21 protein-coding genes, 2 tRNA genes and 1 pseudogene are annotated in these 24,486 nt (G+C 28.9%); 9 read left to right on the top strand and 15 right to left on the bottom strand.

Features of this window, described 5'->3' with window-relative positions; all coding sequences use genetic code 11:
- Positions 1–8: 8 nt before the first annotated feature.
- From MADAR_RS00385 to MADAR_RS00375, 3 genes are read right to left on the bottom strand one after another with little or no spacing between them, the layout of a single operon-like run.
- Complete coding sequence (locus MADAR_RS00385; protein WP_014158560.1) at positions 9–857, bottom strand: prephenate dehydrogenase; 849 nt, start codon at positions 855–857, stop codon at positions 9–11.
- Complete coding sequence (locus MADAR_RS00380; RefSeq protein WP_014158559.1) at positions 854–2,008, bottom strand: pyridoxal phosphate-dependent aminotransferase; 1,155 nt, start codon at positions 2,006–2,008, stop codon at positions 854–856. Before MADAR_RS00380 ends, MADAR_RS00385 begins: the two co-directional genes overlap by 4 nt.
- Positions 2,008–2,850 (bottom strand): prephenate dehydratase, encoded by an 843-nt coding sequence (locus MADAR_RS00375; protein WP_014158558.1) that lies wholly within the window; start codon positions 2,848–2,850, stop codon positions 2,008–2,010. The genes MADAR_RS00380 and MADAR_RS00375 overlap by 1 nt, the downstream gene beginning before the upstream one ends.
- Before the next feature lie 160 nt (positions 2,851–3,010).
- Here MADAR_RS00375 and MADAR_RS00370 point away from each other — a divergent pair, with 160 nt between their 5' ends.
- A complete protein-coding gene (locus MADAR_RS00370; protein WP_014158557.1) occupies positions 3,011–4,366 on the top strand; it encodes an Nramp family divalent metal transporter in 1,356 nt (451 codons plus the stop codon).
- On the opposite strand, the gene rplI is transcribed toward MADAR_RS00370, so the two are convergent.
- Genes rplI through mnmE form a run of 5 tightly spaced genes read right to left on the bottom strand, consistent with a single transcriptional unit; the run spans position 4,340 to position 8,400 of the window.
- Complete coding sequence (gene rplI, locus MADAR_RS00365; RefSeq protein WP_014158556.1) at positions 4,340–4,789, bottom strand: 50S ribosomal protein L9; 450 nt, start codon at positions 4,787–4,789, stop codon at positions 4,340–4,342. The two genes, MADAR_RS00370 and rplI, sit on opposite strands and share 27 nt — an antisense overlap.
- Before the next feature lie 3 nt (positions 4,790–4,792).
- Positions 4,793–5,101 (bottom strand): 30S ribosomal protein S18, encoded by a 309-nt coding sequence (rpsR, locus tag MADAR_RS00360; RefSeq protein WP_014158555.1) that lies wholly within the window; start codon positions 5,099–5,101, stop codon positions 4,793–4,795.
- Positions 5,082–5,435, bottom strand: coding sequence for a 30S ribosomal protein S6 (rpsF, locus tag MADAR_RS00355; protein ID WP_014158554.1), 354 nt, complete (start codon positions 5,433–5,435; stop codon positions 5,082–5,084). The genes rpsR and rpsF overlap by 20 nt, the downstream gene beginning before the upstream one ends.
- A 47-nt stretch (positions 5,436–5,482) precedes the next feature.
- Complete coding sequence (gene gltX, locus MADAR_RS00350; RefSeq protein ID WP_014158553.1) at positions 5,483–6,994, bottom strand: glutamate--tRNA ligase; 1,512 nt, start codon at positions 6,992–6,994, stop codon at positions 5,483–5,485.
- An 8-nt stretch (positions 6,995–7,002) separates the two neighbouring features.
- A complete protein-coding gene (gene mnmE, locus MADAR_RS00345; RefSeq protein WP_014158552.1) occupies positions 7,003–8,400 on the bottom strand; it encodes a tRNA uridine-5-carboxymethylaminomethyl(34) synthesis GTPase MnmE in 1,398 nt (465 codons plus the stop codon).
- Between the two features lie 42 nt (positions 8,401–8,442).
- Here mnmE and MADAR_RS00340 point away from each other — a divergent pair, with 42 nt between their 5' ends.
- From MADAR_RS00340 to MADAR_RS00325, 4 genes are all read left to right on the top strand, one after another.
- Positions 8,443–9,333 carry a HemK/PrmC family methyltransferase gene (locus MADAR_RS00340; RefSeq protein WP_014158551.1) on the top strand — a complete coding sequence of 297 codons (891 nt, stop codon included), beginning with the start codon at positions 8,443–8,445 and terminating at the stop codon, positions 9,331–9,333.
- A gap of 5 nt (positions 9,334–9,338) precedes the next feature.
- Positions 9,339–11,357, top strand: coding sequence for an NAD-dependent DNA ligase LigA (ligA, locus tag MADAR_RS00335; protein WP_014158550.1), 2,019 nt, complete (start codon positions 9,339–9,341; stop codon positions 11,355–11,357).
- Between the two features lie 136 nt (positions 11,358–11,493).
- Positions 11,494–13,896: an endopeptidase La gene (gene lon / locus MADAR_RS00330; RefSeq protein WP_014158549.1), complete on the top strand. Its 2,403-nt coding sequence runs from the start codon at positions 11,494–11,496 to the stop codon at positions 13,894–13,896.
- 25 nt (positions 13,897–13,921) lie between these two features.
- Positions 13,922–14,006 (top strand) — tRNA-Ser (locus tag MADAR_RS00325).
- Between the two features lie 38 nt (positions 14,007–14,044).
- On the opposite strand, the gene metG is transcribed toward MADAR_RS00325, so the two are convergent.
- Positions 14,045–15,751: a methionine--tRNA ligase gene (metG, locus tag MADAR_RS00320; RefSeq protein WP_014158548.1), complete on the bottom strand. Its 1,707-nt coding sequence runs from the start codon at positions 15,749–15,751 to the stop codon at positions 14,045–14,047.
- Between the two features lie 63 nt (positions 15,752–15,814).
- On the opposite strand from metG, the gene MADAR_RS00315 reads away from it, so the two are divergent.
- Positions 15,815–16,717 carry a 5'-3' exonuclease H3TH domain-containing protein gene (locus tag MADAR_RS00315; RefSeq protein WP_014158547.1) on the top strand — a complete coding sequence of 301 codons (903 nt, stop codon included), beginning with the start codon at positions 15,815–15,817 and terminating at the stop codon, positions 16,715–16,717.
- 3 nt (positions 16,718–16,720) lie between these two features.
- On the opposite strand, the pseudogene nadD reads toward MADAR_RS00315, so the two are convergent.
- A pseudogene (gene nadD, locus MADAR_RS00310) lies at positions 16,721–17,304 on the bottom strand (nicotinate (nicotinamide) nucleotide adenylyltransferase).
- Between the two features lie 111 nt (positions 17,305–17,415).
- On the opposite strand from nadD, the gene MADAR_RS00305 reads away from it, so the two are divergent.
- The 3 genes from MADAR_RS00305 to ribB are packed head-to-tail and all read left to right on the top strand — an operon-like array spanning position 17,416 to position 21,144.
- Entirely contained in the window at positions 17,416–19,221 is a 1,806-nt protein-coding gene (locus tag MADAR_RS00305; RefSeq protein ID WP_014158546.1) for a DNA translocase FtsK 4TM domain-containing protein, read from the top strand.
- The gene (locus MADAR_RS00300) at positions 19,218–20,480 is read left to right on the top strand and encodes an LptF/LptG family permease (protein WP_014158545.1); all 1,263 of its coding nucleotides are present in this window, start codon (positions 19,218–19,220) and stop codon (positions 20,478–20,480) included. Before MADAR_RS00305 ends, MADAR_RS00300 begins: the two co-directional genes overlap by 4 nt.
- A 13-nt stretch (positions 20,481–20,493) precedes the next feature.
- On the top strand, positions 20,494–21,144 hold the full coding sequence (gene ribB, locus MADAR_RS00295; RefSeq protein ID WP_041178014.1) for a 3,4-dihydroxy-2-butanone-4-phosphate synthase: 651 nt from the start codon (positions 20,494–20,496) through the stop codon (positions 21,142–21,144).
- Positions 21,145–21,157: 13 nt separating this feature from the next.
- Here ribB and MADAR_RS00290 read toward each other — a convergent pair.
- The 5 genes from MADAR_RS00290 to MADAR_RS00270 form a co-directional block, all read right to left on the bottom strand.
- Positions 21,158–21,231, bottom strand: a tRNA-Asp gene (locus MADAR_RS00290).
- Between the two features lie 17 nt (positions 21,232–21,248).
- A complete protein-coding gene (trxA, locus tag MADAR_RS00285; RefSeq protein ID WP_014158543.1) occupies positions 21,249–21,575 on the bottom strand; it encodes a thioredoxin in 327 nt (108 codons plus the stop codon).
- A 43-nt stretch (positions 21,576–21,618) separates the two neighbouring features.
- Positions 21,619–22,701: a M20 family metallo-hydrolase gene (locus MADAR_RS00280; RefSeq protein ID WP_014158542.1), complete on the bottom strand. Its 1,083-nt coding sequence runs from the start codon at positions 22,699–22,701 to the stop codon at positions 21,619–21,621.
- On the bottom strand, positions 22,692–23,483 hold the full coding sequence (argB, locus tag MADAR_RS00275) for an acetylglutamate kinase (RefSeq protein WP_014158541.1): 792 nt from the start codon (positions 23,481–23,483) through the stop codon (positions 22,692–22,694). Before argB ends, MADAR_RS00280 begins: the two co-directional genes overlap by 10 nt.
- A complete protein-coding gene (locus tag MADAR_RS00270; protein WP_014158540.1) occupies positions 23,480–24,430 on the bottom strand; it encodes an acetylornithine carbamoyltransferase in 951 nt (316 codons plus the stop codon). The genes argB and MADAR_RS00270 overlap by 4 nt, the downstream gene beginning before the upstream one ends.
- Between the last annotated feature and the right edge of the window lie 56 nt (positions 24,431–24,486).

Here is a 24,486-nt window from a genome sequence, read left to right as displayed (position 1 = left end):
CAATACATTTAATTTATACATATTTTTTCTTTTATATCGTTTGCTTTTTTTATATATCGATCAATTTTATGAAATTCTTTATTTTTTAAATATTTACGAAATCTTTTCAAGTGATCAATATAAATATCTACAGCTTGAATCAGATTGTTCCTATTAGAAATAAAAATAGGAAGCCACGTTTCAGGCTTACTTTTCGCTAAACGTGTAGTAGAATCTAATCCACTTCCCTTCATACTATTAAAAATTTCTTCTTCTTTAAATCTTTTTAGAACTGTTGAAGCTAAAGAAAAGGAGACAACATGAGGTAAATGAGAGATATAAGAAATATAAAAATCATGTTCTTGGGATGTGAGATAAATCATACGCATATCCATTACAGAATAAATTTTTTCTGCTATAGATATCGCATCTGGATCACTCAATTCAGAGTCACAAAAAATACAATTTTTTTTATAAAAAAGATCTGAATTCGCAAAAATAGGTCCAGATTTTTCAATACCTGCAATAGGATGTGTAGCCACAAAACGACTTCTTTTTGGATGAGAATAGACACTATTACAAATTTCATACTTAGTGGATCCAGTATCTAAAATTACTGTATCACTACGAATTTTGTGAAGGATACTTGGAAGTATTTTCTCTATTCCATCTACAGGAATAGATAAAATAATAACGGAAGATTGCAAAATAAGATCCTGTAAAGGAATTATTTCATCGACAATTCCAAGTTTCACCGCATGTAAAGCATTTTCCTTATTATAGTCGGTCCCTATAAATTTATCTCCAAAATTGGATTTTCTTAAACCCAAACTAATAGATCCCCCGATTAAACCTAATCCTATAATTCCAATATTCATGAAAAAATTCTATTTTTCGCTTTTTCCAAAACTTTTACAGGACAACACATGGACAATCTTACATATCCTTTTCCATTATCCCCAAAGATACTTCCAGGTGTAATAAATATGTGATAATCTTTTAGAATTTTATCGGACCATTCACGATCATTTTTATCAAAATCTGTAATTCTAGCCCAAACAAATATTCCGGAACTTTTTCTTCTATATTCCAAATATAGACGATCACATATCTCCCATATAATTCTTTTACGTTTAAAATATTCTATATTGAGTTTTTTAAACCATTCTGAATTTTGATTCATGGCTTCTATAGCACCCATCTGTATGGGATAATACATTCCAGAATCCATTAGACTTTTTACTTTTATAATATTTTTAATAAATTCTTTTTTTCCTATTATCATTCCAACACGCCATCCAGCCATATTATAACTTTTGCTTAAAGAATTTAATTCTAAAGAAAACTCTTTAGCTCCTTTAACATTAAAAACACTCAAAGGCCGTTGGTTATTCAATAGGAAACTATAAGGGGTATCGTGAACGAGTAAAATACGATTCCTTTTGGCAAAGAAGACGATTTCTTCTAACTTTTCAAAAGTTAGAGTTGCACCTGTAGGCATATGAGGATAATTGATCCACATAATCTTCACATTAGATAGATTTTTCTTCTCCAAAAATTTTATGTTTGGACTCCAATCCTCCCTATCATGAAGATCATAATAAATAATCTCAGATCCTAAAAGTTTGGATATAGAAGAATAAATAGGATACCCAGGATTGGGAATCAAAACTTGATTTCCTTTGTCTAAATAAGATAGGCTAATATACATAATTCCTTCCTTAGATCCCATTAAAGGCAAAACTTCTTTTTCATGATCCACATTCACTTTATAAGTCTTTCCATACCAATCAGAAATTGCCTTACGTAAACTTTCTATCCCAATAGAACTTTGATAAGTGTTAGCTTCTTTTATTTCTGAGGCTTTTTTCATTTTATGAATAACTCCATTTGGAGGAAGAAGATCTGGATTTCCAATTCCTAAATTAATGACTTCTATTCCCTTATTCTCAAGATTTTGAATGTATCTCATCTTTTCGGAAAAAAAATATTCCGATATTTTATGTATCCTTTTTGCTACTAAAATCATCAAGATAATATTCTTCCATTTTTATATTCTCCCATAATAGAAAGTTTATGAATACAGGGTATTTTTTGTATACGTTCTTTCATCCTCTCATAATTTATTATACTATTGAATAGAATATCCACATAAAATGAATATTTCCATGGATTTTCTATGATGTATTGTATCTTAGTCATCTTGATTCCAAGATGAAATAGAAGACTATATATAAGACTCAATACTTTAGATATGCTTCCGGTAGTAATTTTTAAGCTGAGTGAAGCTTTATCAAAATCATTTTCTTTTTTATATTTTTTAGAAAAATTTTTAATAACAAAAAATCTGGTAAAATTACTTTTAAGGGTTTGTATATTCCTAGCAATAATTTCTAACCCATATTCATTAGCAGCTTTTTCTGATGCTATAGCAGCTAATCCTTTCTTATTTATATTTAAAATATATTTAGCGGCATAAGCTGTGTTAGAATATTTGTATGTCCTGATATCAGGATGTGACTCTATGAATGATTCACATTGCAAAATAGCCATTGGATGAGAATAAATTTCTTTTATGTCTTCTAGTTTTTGTCCAGGAAAAGCCATTAAATGATGTTGTATAGGCATAAAAACTTCTCCCACTATTCTTAAGTTGTATTCAGATAAAAGACTGTAGTTAGTTAATATAGACCCAGCTATGGTGTTCTCTATAGCCATAAACCCAATATCTACATTGGATTTAGCTACGGAATAGGCTATTTCTCTAAAGGAAGAACATTCCATCAATTTGTAATTACATCCTTCAAAATATCTGGAAACAGCAGCATGATGAAAACACCCCTTACCCCCTTGTATAGCTATTTTTTTCATAATGAGTTTCATTCTTCCTTCATGAATCCTTATCCTTCATTCAAGAAAACAAAGGTAAAAAATAATTTGATTTCATGCAATCGGAATCAAAAAATAAAAAGATGAAAAGAAAACGGTTAACTTTATATTTATATTTTCATTTTCTACTAATTATGTATGTATGCAAAAAAATAGGGATCCTATAATAAAAGGATGGAGAAAAGAAAATAAAGACCCTTCCCTTTCTGAGGTTTTTTCTTCGGTTTCCGTTCCTCAAAAAAAAGGAATCTGGAGAAAATTTTTTGCTTTCACTGGACCAGGACTTCTAATTGCAGTAGGATATATGGATCCAGGAAATTGGGCAACAGATATTGCTGGAGGATCTAAATTCGGATACATGCTTTTGTCCGTTATTTTTATATCCAATATTTTTGCTATTATCTTACAACATTTGGCTTTAAAATTAGGAATTGTTTGTGAACGAGATTTAGCACAAGCCTGTAGAGACCATTATCCACCATTTATTAGTTTTATATTGTGGTTATTATGCGAAGTAGCTATTGCTGCATGTGACTTAGCGGAAATCATTGGTTCTGTGTTGGCCTTAAAATTGCTTCTTGGAATTCCAATCACATGGGGAGTATTAATTACAACTATAGATGTTTTGCTCATTTTATTCTTTCAGTATAAAGGGTTCAGATATATTGAAAGTGTGGTCGCCATATTAATTGTTACAATTTTAATTTGTTTTAGTTTTGAAATTATTAGCTCTAAACCAGAAATTTTTCCTATTTTAAAAGGAATAATCCCTAATCCTGAAATAATTAAAAACTCACATTCTTTCTACATTTCTATTGGAATACTAGGAGCTACCGTAATGCCTCATAATCTTTACTTACATTCAAGTATCATACAAACAAGGAATTATCCACGCACTATTGAAGGAAAAAAAATGGCCATAAAATATGCAACTATAGATAGTACGTTATCTTTATCCTTAGCTTTCTTTATCAATGCAGCAATATTAATTATATCTGCAGCTACCTTTCATAAGACTGGACATACAGAAGTAGCGGATATTATGGATGCACATAAACTCTTAACCCCTATACTAGGATCTAGTCTAGCTGGAGTTTTTTTTGCACTAGCTTTACTAGCCTCAGGACAAAACTCTACACTTACTGGAACTTTAGCTGGACAAATTGTGATGGAAGGATTTCTTCACATACGATTAAAACCTTGGATTAGAAGATTAATAACTAGATTAATAGCTATTATTCCTGCTATGATATCCTCTATTGTTTATGGAGAAAAAGGAACTGCAGAATTACTAATAATTAGTCAAATAATTTTATCAATACAATTAAGTTTTGCGATTATTCCATTGGTAAATTTTACAGGAAATCCTGATAAAATGGGATCATTTGTTAATGGAACTGCTTTAAAAATATTAACTTGGTTGATCACTATCATCGTTGTTCTACTAAATTTATTCTTATTGTACGACTCTTTAGGTAGGCAATACTTCAAAATTTAGCAGTAACTCCCGTTGACGATGTAAACGTATACTAGCCTGATGTTTTCCTATTGTTTTAATCACCTTATTTCCAGGAATCCTGATAAATTTTTTCTCTATATGGATTCCTTTTTCATTTAAAGCTTTCATTACCTCTTGATTATTAATGGAACCGAATAGTTTTCCTCCCTTTCCTACCTTAGCTTTTATTTTTATAGTTAATTGTTTTAATTTTTTTTCTATTTCTTTGGATTTATCCATTAAAAAACTTTCTTTTCTATGGCGATGTTTCAATATTTCACGAATATTCTTTACTGTACCAGGAAGAGCTAATACAGCATAACCTTTAGGAATTAGATAGTTTCTAGCATAACCTGGTTTAACATCTAATTCTTCGTATTGAAATCCTAAATTTTCCACGTCTTTTTTGAGAATAACTTTCATAATTTATCTTAAATCATCGGTAACAAAAGGTAAAAGACCAATTTGTCTGCATCTCTTTATAGCAGAATTTAATTTGTTTTGATTTTTTTGTAAAGTACCCGTAATACGACGTGGTAAAATTTTACCTTGTGCATTCAGAAATTTTATTAAAAATACAGGATCCTTATAATCTATATACTTAATATTCCTTTGTTTAAAATAACAATATTTTTTTTCTAATTTTGTTTCTATTTTAAGAGGAGACAAGTATCTCAAATCGCTATCAGTCCCTTGTTTTGTATTGTTTGGATCCTTATAATTTATTATTGTCATTTTTCAATAATTTATCTCTTCTTTTTTCTGCATATTTTATCCCATATTTATCTAACTTTACAGTGAGGAAACGTAAAATACGTTCATCTTGTCTCAATTTAAAATCTAAATCAGATACTAAGTGAGAATGGAATAAAAATTCAAACAAATGATAACAACCACTTTTTTTCTTTTGAATCGGATAAGCTAATTTTTTTAATCCCCAATGTTCCTGATAAACAATTTTTCCATTTTGTTTGATCAGATAATTTTCATATTCCTTTGCAGTCTTTTTTGCTTGATCATCCGATAAAATAGGAGTTATTATCATAATATTTTCATAATGGTTAAGCATTTGAATTTTTTTACAAAAATGCAAATTTATATTTTTATGTTCTTTTTTCAAAAAATTTTTTCTTTTATTTCCTTCATTATATTCTCTATACGTTGTATACTTTCTTTTTTTCCTAGCATTTCCAAAATAATGAAAAGGTCGGATCCTTTTAGGGAACCTACTAAAGAAAAGCGAAATAGTTGCATTATCTTACATTTATTTTGAATTTTTGTTTCAAACAAAAATCTCAAATTTTCAGATGTAAATGGATGAATATCGGATAATAAATTTTTACAAATTTCTAATTGAACAATAGTATTTTTATGACAAATTTTATTAAAAAAACTGGATTCATAAGAACTAGGAGAAACAAAAAAATAAAAGGAATGTTCCCAAATTTCATGAATGAAATGAATTCTATCTATTGTTAGATGGATGACTTTCCATAAATAATCTTTTTCATAGAAAAGAGAACGATTTTGCAGTTTTCTGTAAAGAAATGAAAGCAATTCCTCTTTTTTTTTTTTTAAATATTGTTTATTGAACCAATTGGCCTTTTTTAAGTTAAAAACCATTCCAGATTTATTGATGTTTTCTAAAGAAAAAGAATCTTTTAATTCTTGTAAAGAAAAAATTTCTTTTTTCATTCCAGGATTCCATCCTAATAAAGCTAACATATTAACAAAAGCTTCTGGAAAATAACCTAGTTCTCTATATCCTTGTATAGTTTTTTTAGTTTCTGGAACTACCCATTTCAAAGGAAATATAGGAAAATCAAAACTATCTGCATTTCGTTTGCTGATTTTTCCTTTTCCATCATTTCTTAATATTAAAGGTAAATGTGCAAACCTAGGAGGATTCCAACCAAAAGCACGATATAATAATATGTGTAAAGACATGGAGGGTAACCATTCTTCTCCTCTGATGACATGAGTTATTTTCATCAAATAATCGTCTATAGTATTAGCTAAATGATAGGTAGCCTCCCCATTAGATTTTAACAATATTTTATCGTCTAAGTGATCTGTATTGACTAGAATAGTTCCACGTATCATATCATGAATTTTCAATTTTTCTCCAGGTTTAATTTTAAATCGAACCACATAAGAAGATCCAGAATTTAACTGGTAATCCAATTGTTTTTTTGTCATGTTTAAGGAATTTTTAAGGTGTATTCGCATACTCGCATTATAAGAAAAAGTTAATCCACGATCGGAATACTCCTTCCTTCTACTCTTAAGTTCCTGATCTGTGTCAAATGCATAATAAGCATGTCCTTCCTCTAACAATTTAGAAAGATAGAAACGATAAATTTCTCCACGTTGAGATTGATAATAAGGAAGGTAAAGTCCACCATAACCAACTCCTTCATCAGGTTCTATTTTACACCATTTTAATGTTTCCAAAATATACGACTCAGAATTAGGAACAAATCTTTTTCGGTCAGTGTCTTCCATTCTTAGAATAAAAGTCCCTCCATGTTTTTTAGCAAAAAGATAATTGTATAAAGCGGTTCTTATTCCACCTAAATGTAATGGACCTGTAGGACTAGGAGCAAAACGAACTCTTACACATGACATAATTGACATTATTTTCCAATACAAAATTTTGAGAATATATTTTTTAGTACTTCTTCATTGGTTATTTCCCCTGTTATCTCTCCTAAATAATGTAAAGCTCCTTTGATATGTATAGCAACTAAATCTTCTGGACGTCCTTGATTTAAAGCTTTATGGGCCATTAATACCTCTTTTAAGGATTTTTTAAAAGCTTCATAATGTCTATTTTGAGTCACAATAATATTTTTTTCTTTTATTTTTTCAATGAATAAATTACTTAAAGTATAGAGCATGCTTTTTATTCCGTGATGATTTTTTGCAGAAATTTCAAAAAAATAAGTAACCTTTGATTTTAGGTTGTAGTGATCTATAAAAGAGGAAATATCCGATTTATTAGCAATCACTAAAATTTTTTGAAGTGGATACTTTTCGTGTATAATTTTAATTTCGTTAACAATTTTTTTCTGTTTTTTTCTATCCTTGATGGAAGCGTCAAAAAGGTATAAAATTGCTTGGGAATCTTTTATTTTTTCCATTGTTTTTTGAATTCCCATCATTTCTATGGGATCTTTGGTTTCTCTAATTCCTGCTGTATCCACAAAATGGAAATGAATTCCATTCAGAATCAATTCTCCTTCTATGCTATCCCTGGTAGTACCTTCTATGTGAGATATAATAGAACGGTTTTCCTTAATCACGTGATTGAATAACGTAGATTTACCTACATTGGTTTCTCCAATAATGGATACATAAATTCCTCTTTTTATGGCATTTCCTAACGAAAAGGATTCAATTAAATCTTTTAATGTTTCTTCCAAATACTTTAAAAAAGAAAAAAGCTCTGATCTTTTGACAAGAACCACATTTTCTTCAGAAAAATCAAGCTCAAGTTCTAGTAAAGAAGCGAAATCCAATAATTTTTTTCGTAAATTTTTAATGGTATTAGTCAAAGTTCCTTTTATTTGTTTCAGAGATATTTCATGATAGGCTTTATTTTCCGAAAATATGAGATCTGCTATAGCTTCCGCTTGTGATAAATCTATTTTATTATTTGAAAATGCACGAAATGTAAATTCTCCAGGACGGGCTAAACGTAATCCTTTTCTGATTAGTAATTGCAATATCTGTTGTTGGATATAATAAGATCCATGACAAGAAATCTCTATCATATCTTCTCCTGTATAAGAAAGAGGAGATTTAAATATAGATACTAGAACTTGATCCAACAAATCCTTTTTTTTATCATCTACAATATACCCTAGATGAATCGTATGCGTAGATTGATCTTCCAATTTTTTTCCAGACTGAACAGAAATAAAAATGTTCCCAATAGTAGATATAGAATTTTTTCCAGAAATACGAATGACAGAAATGGCACTGGATCCAGGAGGGGTGGCCAAAGCAACAATAGTATCATCGTCTAGCATAAAAAATTATTTTTATAAAAAATAAGTATTTTTTCGTATTCTATGATTTATTTTGATGAATTTTACCATTTATTTTATGAAAATCTTCAACAAGTATATCCAAAAAAAAAGGAGTTAGAAAATATATTTTTCTTGTTAACTACTCATATTTTTAAATGTGGAAGAACGAAAGTTCTCTTAAAATTAAGTAGAAAAGAAAAAATAGATGATTTCATCTACAACCAATTGATAAGAAAATTATGGGAATTGAAAAAAAACAGACCCATTCAGTATGTAATTGGGAAAGCCTCCTTTTTTGGGATGGATTTTCTGGTTAATGAAAAAGTTTTTATTCCAAGACCAGAAACAGAAGAACTCGTTTCATGGATCATACAGGATAAAATGAAGAATAGTGAAAAAGTTCAAATATTTGATCTTGGAACAGGAAGTGGATGTATTGGGATTACTTTAAAAAAAAAACTTCCTAACAGTTATATTCATGCCATAGATTTTTCTCATGAAATCCTTCTTATAGCGAAAAAAAATGCAAAATTTCATAACGTAAAAATTTTTTTAAGAAAAGTTGATATATTACGAAATTTGATTTCTATTCCAATAAAAAAATATCCTGTTAATATTATTGTGAGTAATCCTCCTTATGTAAGAATATCAGAAAAAAAATTCATGCATCCAAATATTTTTCAATATGAACCTTTTAAAGCTTTATTTGTTCCGGATGAAGATCCCTTCATTTTTTATAAGAAAATTCTTTCTTGGATATGGAAAAAGAAAAGTTTTACTGGATCCGTAATATTTGTTTATTTTGAGATCAACCAATTTATTCATTTAGATTTTTTTATCGATTTTATGAAAAAAGCAGGTTTTCTGGATCTAGAAATAAGAAGAGATTTACAAGGAAACTTACGAATGATTCGTGCAATAAAAAAAACATAAAAAAAATGGAGCATCAAAAAAAAAACATTAAAAAAAAAATATATCGTTTAAGAAAAGAATTATTGAAATATAATTATCAATATTATACACTGGATACTTCTCATGTATCCGATTACGATTTTGATAAAAAATTAAGAGAATTGTCTCTATTAGAGAAAGAACATCCAGAATTATACGATCCTACATCTCCCACAATCAGAATCGGTGAAATCATTTATAAAAAAAATAATAGATCTACAATAATTCGTCATGGATATAAAATGTACTCCCTTCAAAATACCTATTTCAAGAAAGAATTGATGGATTGGATAAAAAAAATTCATAAATATTCTTCTTCTTCTTTCGTCTGCGAACTAAAATATGATGGAGTATCCATTAATTTAATTTATAAAAATGGGTTCTTGATCCATGCGGTGACTCGTGGAGATGGAAAAAAAGGGGAAAATGTGACAGCAAACGTACGAACCATACAATCCATTCCCATAAAATTAAGTGGAGAAAACCATCCTACGGATCTTGAAATAAGGGGAGAAATTTTTATTTCTATAAAAAAATTTATAAAAATAAATACAGAAAGAAAAAAACAAGGAAAAAAACCTTATTCCAATCCAAGAAATACGGCTAGTGGAATCATAAAAATTAAAGATACAAAAGAAGTAGACAAAAGAAATCTATCTTGTATTGTATACTCGGTTATAGGAAAAAATCTTCCTTTTGATACGCAATATCAATCTCTCAAATATCTACAAAAATGGGGATTTAAAGTTCCCGAATATGCTGTCCTTTGTAAAAGGGAAAAGGATATATTTCATTTCATGAACTATTGGAATCGATGGAAACATCTCCTTCCTTACCATATCGATGGCATAGTAATTAAGGTCAATGAATACCAAAAACAAACCCTTTTAGGATACACGAATAAATATCCTCGTTGGGCCATTGCTTATAAATTTAGACAAAAAAAATTATCGGAAACAAAATTATTAAATCTAAAATTTCAAGTAGGACGTACTGGAATCATTACTCCTGTAGCTCATGTTATTCCTACCAAAATTACTGGAACCATAGTGAAAAGAGTTTCGCTTTATAACAATCGTTTTATCCAAAAAATGAACCTTCATTATGGGGATTATCTTCTATTGGAAAAAGGAGGAGATGTTATTCCAAAAGTGACAAAAGTAAATGTTAAAAAACGATTAATGAATGCCACTCCTATAGATTTCATCAAAGCATGTCCATCATGTCATAGTTTTTTAATAAAAGAGAAAGAATTATTCTACTGTAAAAATAGAAAATGTCCTTCTCAAATCAAAGAAAAAATACAACATTTTGTAAGTGCAATGAATATACAATCTATTGGAAAAAAAATCATTAATCGATTATACAAAAATGGTTTTTTATACAGTATTTACGATTTATATCGATTAAAAAAGGAAGAAATTATTAAAATAGATGGAGTGAAAGAAAAATTAGCAGATAGTATGATAAAAAATATTGAACAATCCAAAAACCATTCTTATCATAGAGTTCTATATGGATTAGGTATTCCTCATGTAGGAGAACAGATGGCTAAAAGGTTAACAGAAATTTTTACGAATGTAAAAGATTTAATGAATGCGGATTCCAATATTCTAACATCTATTTCAGGAATAGGAAAAAAGATAGCAAACAGTATAAAAACTTATTTCTCAATTATAGAAAACAAAACAATGGTGGAAAGACTTATAGAACAGGGATTAAATTTTTACAAAAAATCTTCCAGGATTAAAAGCATGATTGAAGGAAAATCTTTTGTATTCACAGGAAAACTATCTTGTATGACTCGTCATACAGCTAAAAATATGATAGAACTTTTAGGTGGGAGAGTATTTAATACTGTGAATAATAAAATTAATTTCATTGTTGTTGGAAAAAACTTTGGTTCAAAATTAGAAAAAGGAATGAATAAAAATAATGTACAAATTTTGAATGAAGATGTTTTTATAGATCTCATTGAAAAGGCTAAAAAAGAAATAAAACTTTAACAGAATCAAATAGTTTCAAACAAAAAGTAGTCTATATGGATGGTTTTGTTTTTCATAGATAAAACAGTATATTTATTCATTCATTTGGTCAGTTGGTGATTGTATTATTGATCATCATAAGAAATCTATTTTTTTTATGTTACTAAAAAATATATTTACCGAATCTGGATTCGAGTCTGAAGCTGAGTTTATTCCTTTAATGAGTCAAGATGAAGAAGATCAGCTTCTTAAAGATGACATTCCAGAACAATTATGTATATTAACAGTGAGAAATATGGTTTTGTATTCTGGGATTGTTTTTCCAATTATAGCAGGAAAAAGTGGATCCATCCAACTATTACAAGATGCTTATGGATTTGATAAAACGGTTGGAGTATTAACACAAAAAAATTCCGTAATAGAAAATATTAGTGAAAAAGATTTGTACTCTATAGGAACAGTTGCTAAGATATTGAAGTTGTTAAAAATGCCTGATGGAAATACCACTGTTATTTTACAGGGAAAAAGAAGATTTAAAGTAAACCGTTTCATTCAAAAAAATCCATATTTTAAAGCGGAAATTCTAGCTTTAGAAGAAAAAAAACCTTCTTGCAAGGATAAGGAATACCTTGCTTTAGTTGAATCCATCAAGGAAATTGCTATAAAAATCATTCAGGATAATCCAAATATTCCATCCGAGGCAAGTATTGCTATTCGGAACATAGAAAGTCCTTCTTTTTTAATTAATTTTGTAGCCGCTAATATGAATTTAGCTACTAGAGACAAACAAAAATTGTTAGAGTACGATGATTTAAAAAAAAGGGCTATGGAGACGTTACGTTTTCTTAACGTAGAACATCAACAAATAAAGTTAAAAAACGATATTCAATCTCGTGTTCGTAGTGATATGGATCAACAACAGAGAGAATATTTTTTGCATCAACAAATTAAAGCCATACAAGAAGAATTAGGGGATATTTCTTATGAAAAAGAAATTGATGAAATGCGTGCCAAAGCTTCCAGAAAGAAATGGCCTAAAGAGGCTAAAAAACAATTCGATAGAGAACTACTTAAAATGCAAAGGACTAATCCTCAAATGCCAGAATATACGGTGCAAAGAAATTATCTAGAATTGATGATAGATCTACCATGGGAACGATACTCAAAGGATAATTTTGATTTAGAATTTGCCCAAAAAATATTGGATAGAGATCATTACGGTTTAGAAAAAGTGAAAGAACGTATTATAGAATATCTAGCTGTATTAAAATTAAGAGGAGATATGCGTTCTCCTATTCTATGCTTTTATGGTCCACCTGGAGTCGGTAAAACCTCTTTGGGTAGATCTATAGCTACCGCTCTTAAAAGAAAATATGTACGTGTTTCTTTAGGAGGTTTACACGATGAATCTGAAATACGTGGTCATAGAAGGACTTATATTGGAGCTATGCCAGGAAGGCTATTACAATCCATACGAAAAGTAGGAACTTCAAATCCTGTTTTTGTGATTGACGAAATAGATAAGATTGGATTAGGAACTAATGGAGATCCTTCTTCTGCTATGTTAGAAGTTTTAGACCCAGAACAAAATACCTCTTTTTACGATAATTTTTTGGAAATGGGTTATGATTTATCAAAAGTATTGTTTATTGCTACAGCAAATTCTCTTTCCAACATCCAACCAGCTCTTATAGATAGGATGGAAGTCATAGAAATGAATGGATACACGGTGGAAGAAAAAACCCCCATTGTCAAAAAGCATATTCTACCTAAACAACTGAAAGAAAATGGATTGAAAAAATCAGATTTAATACTTGGGACTAAACAAATTGAAAAAGTTATTGAAAGTTATACTAGGGAATCTGGACTAAGAACTCTAGAAAAAAATATTGCAAAATTAGCACGTTACGCAGCAAAGAATATTGCTATGAATAGAAAATATGTGAAACGTTTAAGTATTGAAAAAATAGAGGAAATTCTTGGAATTCCAAATGATCCAGATCGTTATGAAGTCAATAATGTCCCAGGTGTAGTTACAGGTTTGGCTTGGACTAATTTTGGGGGAGATATTTTATATATTGAATCCAGTTTGTCCAAAGGAAAAGGAAATTTGAGTATTACCGGAAATTTAGGAACCGTTATGAAAGAATCTGCGACAATCGCTTTGCAATATATTAAAGCTCATTATGAGGAATTAAACATTGATCCTAAAATGTTTGAAGAACAAAATGTGCATGTACATGTCCCTGAAGGGGCTGTACCTAAAGATGGGCCATCTGCAGGAATTGCTATGTTGACTTCTCTTGTTTCCAGTTATACAAAAAGAAAATTAAGACCTCATTTAGCTATGACCGGTGAAATTACTTTAAGAGGAAAAGTCTTACCTGTAGGAGGAATTAAAGAGAAAATTTTAGCGGCAAGAAGGGCTAATATTAAAGATGTTATTCTTTCACAGGATAATAAAAAAGATGTGGAAGAAATCAAACAAGACCACTTAAAAGGATTAACCTTTGATTATGTTAGAGATATGAATGATGTGATTAATTTATCCTTATTATAAAATAATCCGTAAAGAAAAGAAAGATGGAGAGATGGCAGAGTGGCTAATTGCGTCGGTCTTGAAAACCGTTGAGGTTTTTTCCTCCGGGGGTTCGAATCCCTCTCTCTCCGCTTTTAAGGGGAAGGGACTTAGGAAAACAACGGTTGACTCACAGGGTTAGGGTTCTTTTTCCTAATTTTCTTAGTTGTTTTTCAATACTTCCATTGGTTATTTTTTGAAATAACAATGTAGATTTACCCAATACATGTCCTGGACATATAATTTCTTCTTTGTTTTCTATTTTATTCCAAAAAAGAGTTTTCAAACGAAGCATTTTAAATAATTTATTTGCAGTATATGGAAGAAATAGCTCTGACAATTGCGCTAACATTCCAACGATTTGGAAAGAAACATAAAGAATGGTCTCTAATCGTTGTTGATTTGTAAACCCTTTCCAAGGTTCTTCTTCGGTTAAATACTTGTTGCCCATTCTAGCCAAATCCATAAAATAGACTAAAGCTTCACGAAATCTAAAAGATTCGATCAATTTTCCTATATTTTCTGGGTATTTTCTTATTTTTTTTAAAATATGTTTATCCATGATGGATAAAATTCCAGGATTTGGAATAATCCCATTGTTATATTTTTGAATTAAAGTTAGACTTCGATTCACAAAATTTCCAAATACAGCTACCAATTCAGTATTATTTTTTCTTTGAAAATCTTTCCAATTAAAATTATTATCTTTTTTTTCTGGCATGTTAGCTATAAGAATGTAACGAAGTGGATCCTGTTGATTGGGAAAATCTTTTAAGTATTCATGAAGCCACACTCCCCAATTTCTAGAAGTTGAAATTTTTTCATCTTCTAAATGAAGAAATTCATTAGCAAGTATCTTATACGGTAAAATATATCCATTATTATACGCTTTGAGTATAACTGGAAAAATAATGCAATGAAATACAATATTATCTTTTCCTATAAATTGAATGAGTTTAGTATTTTCATTTTTCCAATAAGGCTTCCAATCTTTTTTTTTTCGTTTTGCCCATTCTATGGTAGAGGATATATAGCCTATGGGAGCTTCAAACCATACATATAGTACTTTTTCTCTTACTTCTTTTTTTGTTGTTGTAATCAATGGAATAGGAACCCCCCAATTAAGATCCCTTGTAATAGAACGAGGTTTTAAGCCTTTATCCAACCATGATTTTGCTTGTCCATAGACATTCCCTTTCCAATCTTTTTTATGATCCTTTAAAATCCATTTTTCTAAAAAATTTTGATATTTGTTTAAAGGTAAATACCAATGTTTTGTTTTTTTCAAAATTGGAATACTTCCACTGATAGTAGATCGTGGATCTATTAATTCTTCAGGACTTAACGAAGACCCACAATTTTCGCATTGATCTCCATAAGCTTCTTTCTTTTTGCAATGAGGACATATTCCGGATATATATCTATCCGCCAAAAATTGTTTAGCTTCGTTGTCATAATATTGTTCAGATACTTTTTCAAAAATTTTTTTTTCTTTATGAAGTTTCTTAAAAAAAGAAGTAGAAATTTCGTGATGAATAACTGTAGAAGTTCTGGAATAATTATCAAAATGTATACCAAAATTGGTAAAGCTATCTTTGATCAAGAAATGATATTTATCGACTATTGCTTTAGGAGTCGTCTTTTCCTTTTTAGCTTGTATGGGAATAGGAGCTCCATGTTCATCCGAACCACATATAAAAAGGACCTCTTTGTTCTTTCGTCTAAGATAACGAACAAAAATATCTGCGGGTAAATAAACTCCAGATAAATGACCTATATGTATTGGTCCATTAGCATATGGTAATGCAGCTGTTACTGTATATTTGGATTCTTTCATAAATTATAACTATCTTTTATTGACAAAATTAATCTTATAAAGATTCATCATTAATGATGCAATATGAATAATAAAAAATTATTTTTAATAGATGCATACACAATTCTTTATCAAGGATATTATGCTTTTATAAAAAAACCTCTTTTAACTTCCAAAGGAATAAACACTTCTCCTATACTAAATTTTACCTCTTTGTTGATGAATCTACTGAATGAGGAAAAGCCTTCCTATATGGCCACTATTTTTGATTACAGTAATCAAATTATTCGTAAAAAAGAATACCATAAATATAAAGATCATAGAAAAAAAAAACCAAAAGATATTTCTATTGCTATTCCTTATCTTATAAAGATTTTAAAATCGTTTAGAATTTACTTTTTGTATGCTAAATATGGGTACGAAGCAGATGATGTTATTGGAACTATAGCCAAAAAAGCAGAAAAAAAAGGATATATGATTTATATCATTACTTTAGATAAAGATTTTTGCCAACTTGTAACAAAGAATATAAAAATTTACAGACCTCCTTTTAAAGGGGAACCAAAAAGAATATTAGGAATTGAGGAAATAAAAGAAAACTTTGGAGTTTCAAGTCCAAAAAAAGTTATAGATTTATGGAGTATGATGGGAGATTCTTCTGATAATATTCCAGGATTACCAGGAATAGGAGAAAAAAAGGCAAAAGAATTTATTCAAAAATATGGAAGTCTTGAAAAATTTTTAAATTCTACCCATCACCTTCGTGGTAAAATAAAAAAAAATATTGAAAAAAATAAAAAATTAGGTTTTTTATCTAAAAAATTAGCCACTATTGTGACTAACATCCCCCTTTTCTATTTCCATGAGGAAAAATTTTATATAAAAAAACCGAACTGGAATTCCATAGAAAAAATATTTTTGGAACTTGAATTTAAAATATTATTAAAAAAAGCCTACCAATATTACCTTTACAAAAATTCATTCTAAATTTTATTTTTTTCTATAGAACTTATGTTTGTTCATATAATCCCAAACTTCCGGTTGAAGTAAAGGTTTCATATTTTTTCCATTTTGAATGGAACTTCGAATGAAAGAAGAAGATATTTCAATAATTGGGGCTTTCAAAAACAATATTTTATTATGTCGAATAGGAATAAAAAAATGATTAGAACAAAAACCAATACGAGGATATACAAAAACATCATATTTATTCAAAATAATTTTATAATCTTTCCATTTGTTCATGGAATAGAAAGAATCTATTCCAAGAATGAGAGTAAATTTTTCTTTAGGATATTTTTTCTCTATTGCATCAAGTGTATGAATGGTATAAGAAGGATAATATCCAGATTCTATATCCAAAACACTCATTTTTTCATAATTCGAAATGGCTATACGTACCATTTTCATTCTATGAACATAATCTAAAAGATTCGTTTTTTTTTTAGTGGATTTTGTGGAGAAACCACGAACCAAATATGATCTATATCTAAAAATTCTACTATATGATTAGCAAGAATAACATGTCCTAAATGAATGGGGTTGAATGATCCAAAATAAAGTCCTATTTTCATACCAAACAAAAATAAAAAATACCTATTTTTCATCTAGTTTATCTGAACAAATTATCAAAAATACCCTATTTTGCATAGAATAAACATTGAGTTATGTAAAAAAAACATTGGATGTACAAAAATTTTCATAAAAAAAATATTATTGAAACTATTTTTGGTTTTTTTTTACTAGGAAACAGCATCTTTTTATTCTTAAGCTTTTTTTCTTTCCTTTTCCATTGGAAGAATGATCAAAGTCAAATAGGAAAATTTCTTGATGAAGGAATAGTGGTAGAAAATTTACTTGGAAAAATTGGAGCAACTATTTCTCACTATTTGATTTACTGTGGAATAGGAATTAGTGCCTTTTTTTTTCCTTTATTATTGTTATTGATAGGATTAAGAATTTTTTTTGTAGGAAAACTTATACTGAAAATTTATCAATCTATAATGCATAAATTTTTATTTTTTAGCCTATGGTTTCCAATAACATTTTATCTTTTTTTTCCTAAAAATGGAATATTAAGTGGAATTTTTGGTTTTGAAATCGGTATTTTTTTGATTGGTTTATTTGGAAAAGTAGGACTAGGAATACTAGTTACTAGTATCTTTATTCTTTATATCATGTTACGTATAAAAAAAAAAAATATTAGAAAACAAACTTTAAACGAAAATAGGGATTTTCTATTCAAACGTTCAAAAAAAAATTTTTTTCATCATGAAAAAAAGAAATTTTCTATGGAAAATCATCCTTTTTTTTCCAATAAAGAAAGTAGTACCAGTATTATAATCTATAAAAATGAAAAAAATTTAGTAGAAAAGAATAAAAATAAAATTATTCAAATACTTAACCATTATAACATAGGAATAGATAAAATAAAGTACACTATAGGACCTAATATAACTTTGTACGAAATATTTCCTAAGGTAGGTGTTCGTATTTCAAAAATAAAAAACTTGGAAAATGAAATGGCTTTAAATTTATATTCTTTAGGGATAAGAATTATAGCGCCTATACCTGGAAAAGGATCCGTAGGAATAGAAGTTCCAAATAATCAACGTTCTACCGTATATATGAGAAACATTCTTTACTCGGAAGAGAGTTTAAATAAAAGTCATAATATGGAACTTCCCATTTTCTTAGGACAAACCGTATTTAATGAAATTTTTATTGTAGATCTAGCAAAAATGCCTCATTTACTTATAGCAGGATCAACCGGACAAGGAAAATCCGTATGGTTAAATGCTGTGATTGTATTCTTGTTATGTAAAAAAAATCCAGAAGATTTAAAATTTATTTTGATTGATCCAAAAAAAGTAGAATTATCTGTCTACAAAAAAATTTCTAAATCTTATTTTGCTATGTTGCCTAATTCCATAGACCCTATCATTACAAACATACATGAAGTAAAAAAAATCTTAAATGCTTTATGCAAAGAGATGGATAAACGATACGATCTTTTAGAAAAATCTATGGTTAGAAATATTAAAGAATACAATGGAAAATACAAAAAATATCATTTGCCTTACATTATCCTAATTATTGATGAATTTTCAGATTTAAGTCTATCTTTCCAAAAAAAAAAAATAGAAATATATATTACCCGCTTAGCACAGTTATCCCGTGCTGTAGGAATTCATTTGATCATTGCTACACAACGACCATCGGTTGATGTGATTACTGGATTAATTAAATCTAATTTTACAGAAAGAATTGCATTTAGAGTTAGTTCTAAAATAGATTCTAGAACTATTCTAGACTGTACAGGAGCGGAACAATTAATTGGAAGAGGAGACCTTTTATTTTCCAATAAAAATGAGTTAATACGGTTACAAGGTCCTTTTATAGACCTATCAGATATTCAAAAAATAGTTGATTTTTATGGAGAAAATAAAAACAATGAATACTTCTTTTTACCGTATCCGGATGAAAAATGAGTAAAATACTTTTCTTATCTTTAAAAAAAGGTAGAGCAATGATAAAACTAAAAAAATTGGATCTATATATGATTCGTTTATTTATAGTTCCTTTTTTATTCACTTTTTTTTCGGTAATTTTTGTATCTCTAGTTCAATTTTTTTGGAGTAAAACTGACGAATTAACAGGGAAAAACATTCATATCTTCATCCTCATAAGATTTTTATTTTATTTTGTAATTACGATTATTCCATTAGTAGTGCCTATTTCGATATTGTGGAGTTCCATCATTACTTATGGAGAAATTTCAGAAAAACAAGAACTTATCGCTATTAAATCTTCTGGAATTTCCCTTTTTCGTATTATGATCCCTATTTTAGGTCTAACATTACTCCTAGCCTTAGGTTTGTATTTATTTTCGGATTATGCAATTCCAAAAGCCAAAAAAAAAACCAAAGAATTAGGATATCAAATTTCAATATCTCATCCATCTTTAAAGTTAAAAGAAGGAATTTTTGTAAACCTCTTTCCAGATTTTTTCATGAAAATAGAAAAAAAATATGGAATAGATAAAAACCATCTGGAAAATATTTTCATTTTTTTTTATGGAAAAAATTTATCAATCAATACTATTATTGCTAAAAAGGGTATTTTGATAGCAGCAGAAGATGGATCTTTTAGATTAAAATTAATTAATGGATATTTTTATAGTGATAACCAATATTATCAAAAAAAACCATCCTATTCCTATCAAATAGTACAATTTGATACTCTAATTCAATATTTTAAAATTCCAGAAAAAAAAATAAAAAATTTAGAGGATGATTATTATCAAACTTTTAATACAAAAAAATTAATCGAAAAAATAAATTCTTTAAAAAAAGTAACCAATCAATTGAATTATAATTTTCTTACAAAAAGAAAGAATTCAAAAGATAAGCTTCAACAAAAAATTATGAATGAAAGGAAAAAATATTTAGCTAAGTATCAACTAGAATTGCAAAATAAATTTACATTCCCAGTAACATGCATTATAATGTTCCTTATGGGAGCCTCAATAGGATCTATTGTACGAAAAGGAGGAATTGGGGTTACAACTATTATGGCACTAACTATATTCATCATTTATCATACTTTACTTACCATTGCTCAAAATCAAGGAAAAAAAGCTGACTTATTATGTCCATGGATAAGTGCTTGGATTCCAAACTTTACTTTTTTTCCAATAAGTATATGGATGACTTATAAAACAGTTATGGATGATTTTTATCAAAAATAGAGGATTCATTATTATGGTTTTTTATGATAAAAATTGGTGTAATCTAAATTGTATTGAAGAAGCATTACAGGATATCCAAAATGGAAAATTGATCATTGTGGTGGATGATCAAAATCGTGAAAATGAAGGAGATTTTATTGTTGCAGCAGAAAAAGTAACCCCTAAAATTGTAAATTTTATGATCACTCATGGGAGAGGGTTGGTTTGTGTTTCCTTAACAGAGGAAAGATGTGATCAATTGGAACTTAAAATGATGGTAAAAAATAACACAGATCCTAGAAAAACTGCTTTTACAGTATCTGTAGATGTCCGTGGATATGGCGTTAGCACAGGAATATCTGTTTCAGATAGAGCAAAGACCATCCTAGCACTAGTCCATGAAGAAAATCCAAAATCCTTTAACAAACCAGGTCATATATTCCCCCTTAGAGCAAGAAAAGGAGGTGTACTAGAAAGACCAGGACACACAGAAGCTGCCATTGATATAACTAAAATGGCCGGATGTACGCCTGGAGGAGTATTGGTAGAAATTCTTAATAAAAACGGATCTATGGCGCGTCTTCCACAATTAATTCAAATAGCTAAAAAATTTAATGTAAAAATTATTTCTATAGAAAATCTCATAAAATATAAAATAAAATATGATTCAATACGGAAAAAATGATGTAAAATTTTTGCGGTCTGGACGGGACTCGAACCCGCGACCTCATGCGTGACAGGCATGTATTCTAACCAACTGAACTACCAGACCCATCCTCATTTCATTATTCATTGACTGCTTATTAAAGGATCTAATTTTTTTCTTATCTCCTCTTTAGATGCTACTCCAATATGCATATCTTTTTTTTCTCCATTTTTAAAAAAAAACATGGTAGGAATGCTGCGTATTCCATATTTGGAAGATGTTTTTGGATTTTTATCTACATTTAACTTTACCACCAAAGCTTTTTCTTTATATTCGGTGAATATATCTTTTAATACAGCAGACAAAGTTCTACATGGAGAACACCATGGAGCCCAAAAATCCACTAAAACAGGAACATCCGATTCCATAACCATTTTTTCAAAGTTATCATCGTTTATTTCTTGTATCATATTTATTCCGTTTAAATCAAAGAACAAATTTACCTTTTTTGTTTTAAAATTGAAAGTCTTTTAACAGACGAATGTAAATATCTATTCCATCTATAATTTCTGAAATAAGAACATACTCATTAGGCGTATGAGAACGTTTGCTATCTCCTACACCCATCTTAATGGTTGGAAAAGGCATAAGACTTTGGTCAGATAGAGTAGTAGACCCATAAGTTTTTATTCCTATTGATTTAGATTTCAATACTATAGGATGATTTTTATCTAGGAAAGAATAATTTAAATGAGAAGAACGTGGTATCGTTTTAGAACAAATGTTTTTTTGTATGATTTCAATTAATTCTTCATTTGAATATAATTCATTAGTTCTAATATCAATGACAAAAGAGCAAAAATCAGGAATAACATTATGTTGGATCCCTCCTTTTATTTTAGTGACCGTTAATGTTGGAAGTCCGAGAATTTTAGATTTTCTATCAAACTGAAAATTTCTTAAGTATTCTATGTCTTTTGTGGCAATATATATAGCGTTAATCCCTGTATTTTTTGCAGAATGTCCTGTTTTTCCTTTAGCAATGCAATCTAATACAATCAATCCTTTTTCAGCTATGGCTACTTGCATTTTTGTTGGTTCTCCTATTATTCCTAAGTCGACAAATCCCAATTCAGGTAAAATAGATTGTACGCCTAATGAACCAGAAATTTCCTCTTCTGCAGTAATAGAAAGTACCAATCTATAAGGCAATACAGAGAAACTACTTAAATAAATAAAAGTAGCAATTAGTGAAACAACAGAAGCTCCCGCATCGTTACTTCCCAATCCTATTAATTGATCCTCTTTTTTTATTGCAGTAAAAGGATCCGTTTTCCAATTTTTACCTGGTTTAATTGTATCATGATGAGAATTTAATAGTATTGTACGAATATTTTCTTTTTTAGTAGCATAATTAGTACTTTCTGTCCATATATTGTTGTATTTTCTTTGGATATGAAATCCATATTTAGAAAGATAGTTCTCTATTAAAACAGAAACCTTTTTTTCTTTTTTGGATATAGATGGCGTATTGATTATTTGTATAAGAAGTTGTATAGCTTCTTCCTTTAAGAAATTCAAATTCACTAAAGACATAAAATAGTCTTATTATTCTCCTCATTTAAATACAAAGGGTTACCGATACTAACCTTAGATACTCCATTTCTTAATGCAAGAAAAGCATTTTCCAATTTTGGAATCATACCATTTTTAATAGTATGATTATTTTTTATTCGTTGAAATAAACGAAAATCTATTCTTTGAAAATAAGATTCCGCATCATGTAAATCTCGTAATACTCCTTTTTTATCAAAACAAAAATGTAACTCTATTTCATTTTCATCATTACAATCCTTAGTTAAAGATATGGCTATGTATGCAGCTATAGTATCTGCATTAGTGTTTAAAAGATCACCTTTCCCATTATGAGTAATAGGGCATAATACAGGAACAATATTTTTTTTTAAAAGGGATTTTATAAAATACGTATTAACACTTTTACTGGTTATATCCCCTACATATCCATAATCAATATTGTTGGTTTTTAAACGAAAAAATGATTTTAGACAATTTCCATCCGCTCCGCACAATCCCAAAGCATTACAATCATAAGATTGTAATAGGGCAACAATATTTTTGTTTATCATCCCTGCATAAGTCATAACCAATAGATCAAGTGTTTCTTTATCCGTAATTCTTCTTCCTTGTATAAATTTTGGAATAAGACCCATTTTCTCAGAAAGTATATTGGCCTTACTCCCTCCTCCATGAATCAATATTTTATTACCTGGTAGTAGTAAAAAAGATTCTAAAGAAGAAAGAAGAAGTTTTTTTTCTATAATTAAATTTCCTCCAATTTTTACTATATGAATTTTCATGACAAAGATTGTAAAATCTTCAAAAAAATTATTTGAGTAGCATAAATTCTATTTTCTGCTTGTTGCAAAACGATAGAATATGGACTATCCAAAACCGAATCTTCCACCACAATATTTCTCCTTACAGGTAAACAGTGCATAAATTTAGCTTCATTGGTTTTTTTCATCTTTTTTTCGGTAATCATCCAATCATAACTATGACAAAGTATTTTTCCATAATTCATATAACTACTCCAATTTTTCGCATAAATAAAATCTGCATTTAAAAATGCTTCATTTTGTTTATATGTGATAGAAACTCCATCAGAAAATTTTTCATACAAATCATACTGTTCTGGACAAGTAATGGTAAAATCTATTTCTTCGATTTTGGATATCCATTGAGAAAAGGAATTGGCTACAGAATGTGGTAATGGTTTTGTATGAGGTACCCAACTTAACACAACCTTACTTTTAAAAAAAGGTCTAAATTCGGCAATAGTCATTACGTCCGCTAAAGACTGCAAAGGATGCAATGTAGCACTTTCCAGGTTTACTACTGGAACTTTAGAATAGTTCAATACTTTCTTAAAAAGTATCTCGTTATAATCATAATCTCTGTCTATAAGATGAGGGAAAGTTCTTACTGCAAGAATATCACAATACAAACTCATTACAGAAATGGCTTCCTTGATATGTTCTTGAGTATCTTTCATCACATTTCCATCCTCCATTTCTATTTTCCATGAATCTCGATGAAGGTCTAATACCCAAATATTGCATCCTAAGTTATAAGCTGCTTTCTGGCAACTAATCCTTGTACGTAAACTAGGATTAAAAAAAACCAATCCAATTGTTTTATTTTTTCCAATATGTTGAAATCCATATGGATTTTTCTTAATAGTTATGGCTTCTTTAATGAGGTCATACACGTTTACGACATCTTCTACACTAAAAAAATTTTTCATAATTCATAATAATCAACAAAAATAGAACAAAAGAAAAAAATATAACTTTTTAGAAA

This window comes from Blattabacterium sp. (Mastotermes darwiniensis) str. MADAR (genome assembly GCF_000233435.1).
In the GTDB taxonomy this organism is placed as follows: Bacteria; Bacteroidota; Bacteroidia; order Flavobacteriales; family Blattabacteriaceae; genus Blattabacterium.
This window is presented reverse-complemented; position numbering and strand designations above follow the sequence as displayed.

Excerpts from the sequence above, each read along its gene's own strand:
- MADAR_RS00385 (WP_014158560.1), bottom strand. The coding sequence starts at position 857 with ATGAATATTGGAATTATAGGATTAGGTTTAATCGGGGGATCTATTAGT.
- MADAR_RS00380 (WP_014158559.1), bottom strand. The coding sequence starts at position 2,008 with ATGATTTTAGTAGCAAAAAGGATACATAAAATATCGGAATATTTTTTT.
- MADAR_RS00375 (WP_014158558.1), bottom strand. The coding sequence starts at position 2,850 with ATGAAAAAAATAGCTATACAAGGGGGTAAGGGGTGTTTTCATCATGCT.
- MADAR_RS00370 (WP_014158557.1), top strand. The coding sequence starts at position 3,011 with ATGCAAAAAAATAGGGATCCTATAATAAAAGGATGGAGAAAAGAAAAT.
- rplI (WP_014158556.1), bottom strand. The coding sequence starts at position 4,789 with ATGAAAGTTATTCTCAAAAAAGACGTGGAAAATTTAGGATTTCAATAC.
- rpsR (WP_014158555.1), bottom strand. The coding sequence starts at position 5,101 with ATGACAATAATAAATTATAAGGATCCAAACAATACAAAACAAGGGACT.
- rpsF (WP_014158554.1), bottom strand. The coding sequence starts at position 5,435 with ATGCTTAACCATTATGAAAATATTATGATAATAACTCCTATTTTATCG.
- gltX (WP_014158553.1), bottom strand. The coding sequence starts at position 6,994 with ATGTCATGTGTAAGAGTTCGTTTTGCTCCTAGTCCTACAGGTCCATTA.
- mnmE (WP_014158552.1), bottom strand. The coding sequence starts at position 8,400 with ATGCTAGACGATGATACTATTGTTGCTTTGGCCACCCCTCCTGGATCC.
- MADAR_RS00340 (WP_014158551.1), top strand. The coding sequence starts at position 8,443 with ATGATTTATTTTGATGAATTTTACCATTTATTTTATGAAAATCTTCAA.
- ligA (WP_014158550.1), top strand. The coding sequence starts at position 9,339 with ATGGAGCATCAAAAAAAAAACATTAAAAAAAAAATATATCGTTTAAGA.
- lon (WP_014158549.1), top strand. The coding sequence starts at position 11,494 with ATGTTACTAAAAAATATATTTACCGAATCTGGATTCGAGTCTGAAGCT.
- metG (WP_014158548.1), bottom strand. The coding sequence starts at position 15,751 with ATGAAAGAATCCAAATATACAGTAACAGCTGCATTACCATATGCTAAT.
- MADAR_RS00315 (WP_014158547.1), top strand. The coding sequence starts at position 15,815 with ATGAATAATAAAAAATTATTTTTAATAGATGCATACACAATTCTTTAT.
- MADAR_RS00305 (WP_014158546.1), top strand. The coding sequence starts at position 17,416 with ATGTACAAAAATTTTCATAAAAAAAATATTATTGAAACTATTTTTGGT.
- MADAR_RS00300 (WP_014158545.1), top strand. The coding sequence starts at position 19,218 with ATGAGTAAAATACTTTTCTTATCTTTAAAAAAAGGTAGAGCAATGATA.
- ribB (WP_041178014.1), top strand. The coding sequence starts at position 20,494 with ATGGTTTTTTATGATAAAAATTGGTGTAATCTAAATTGTATTGAAGAA.
- trxA (WP_014158543.1), bottom strand. The coding sequence starts at position 21,575 with ATGATACAAGAAATAAACGATGATAACTTTGAAAAAATGGTTATGGAA.
- MADAR_RS00280 (WP_014158542.1), bottom strand. The coding sequence starts at position 22,701 with ATGTCTTTAGTGAATTTGAATTTCTTAAAGGAAGAAGCTATACAACTT.
- argB (WP_014158541.1), bottom strand. The coding sequence starts at position 23,483 with ATGAAAATTCATATAGTAAAAATTGGAGGAAATTTAATTATAGAAAAA.
- MADAR_RS00270 (WP_014158540.1), bottom strand. The coding sequence starts at position 24,430 with ATGAAAAATTTTTTTAGTGTAGAAGATGTCGTAAACGTGTATGACCTC.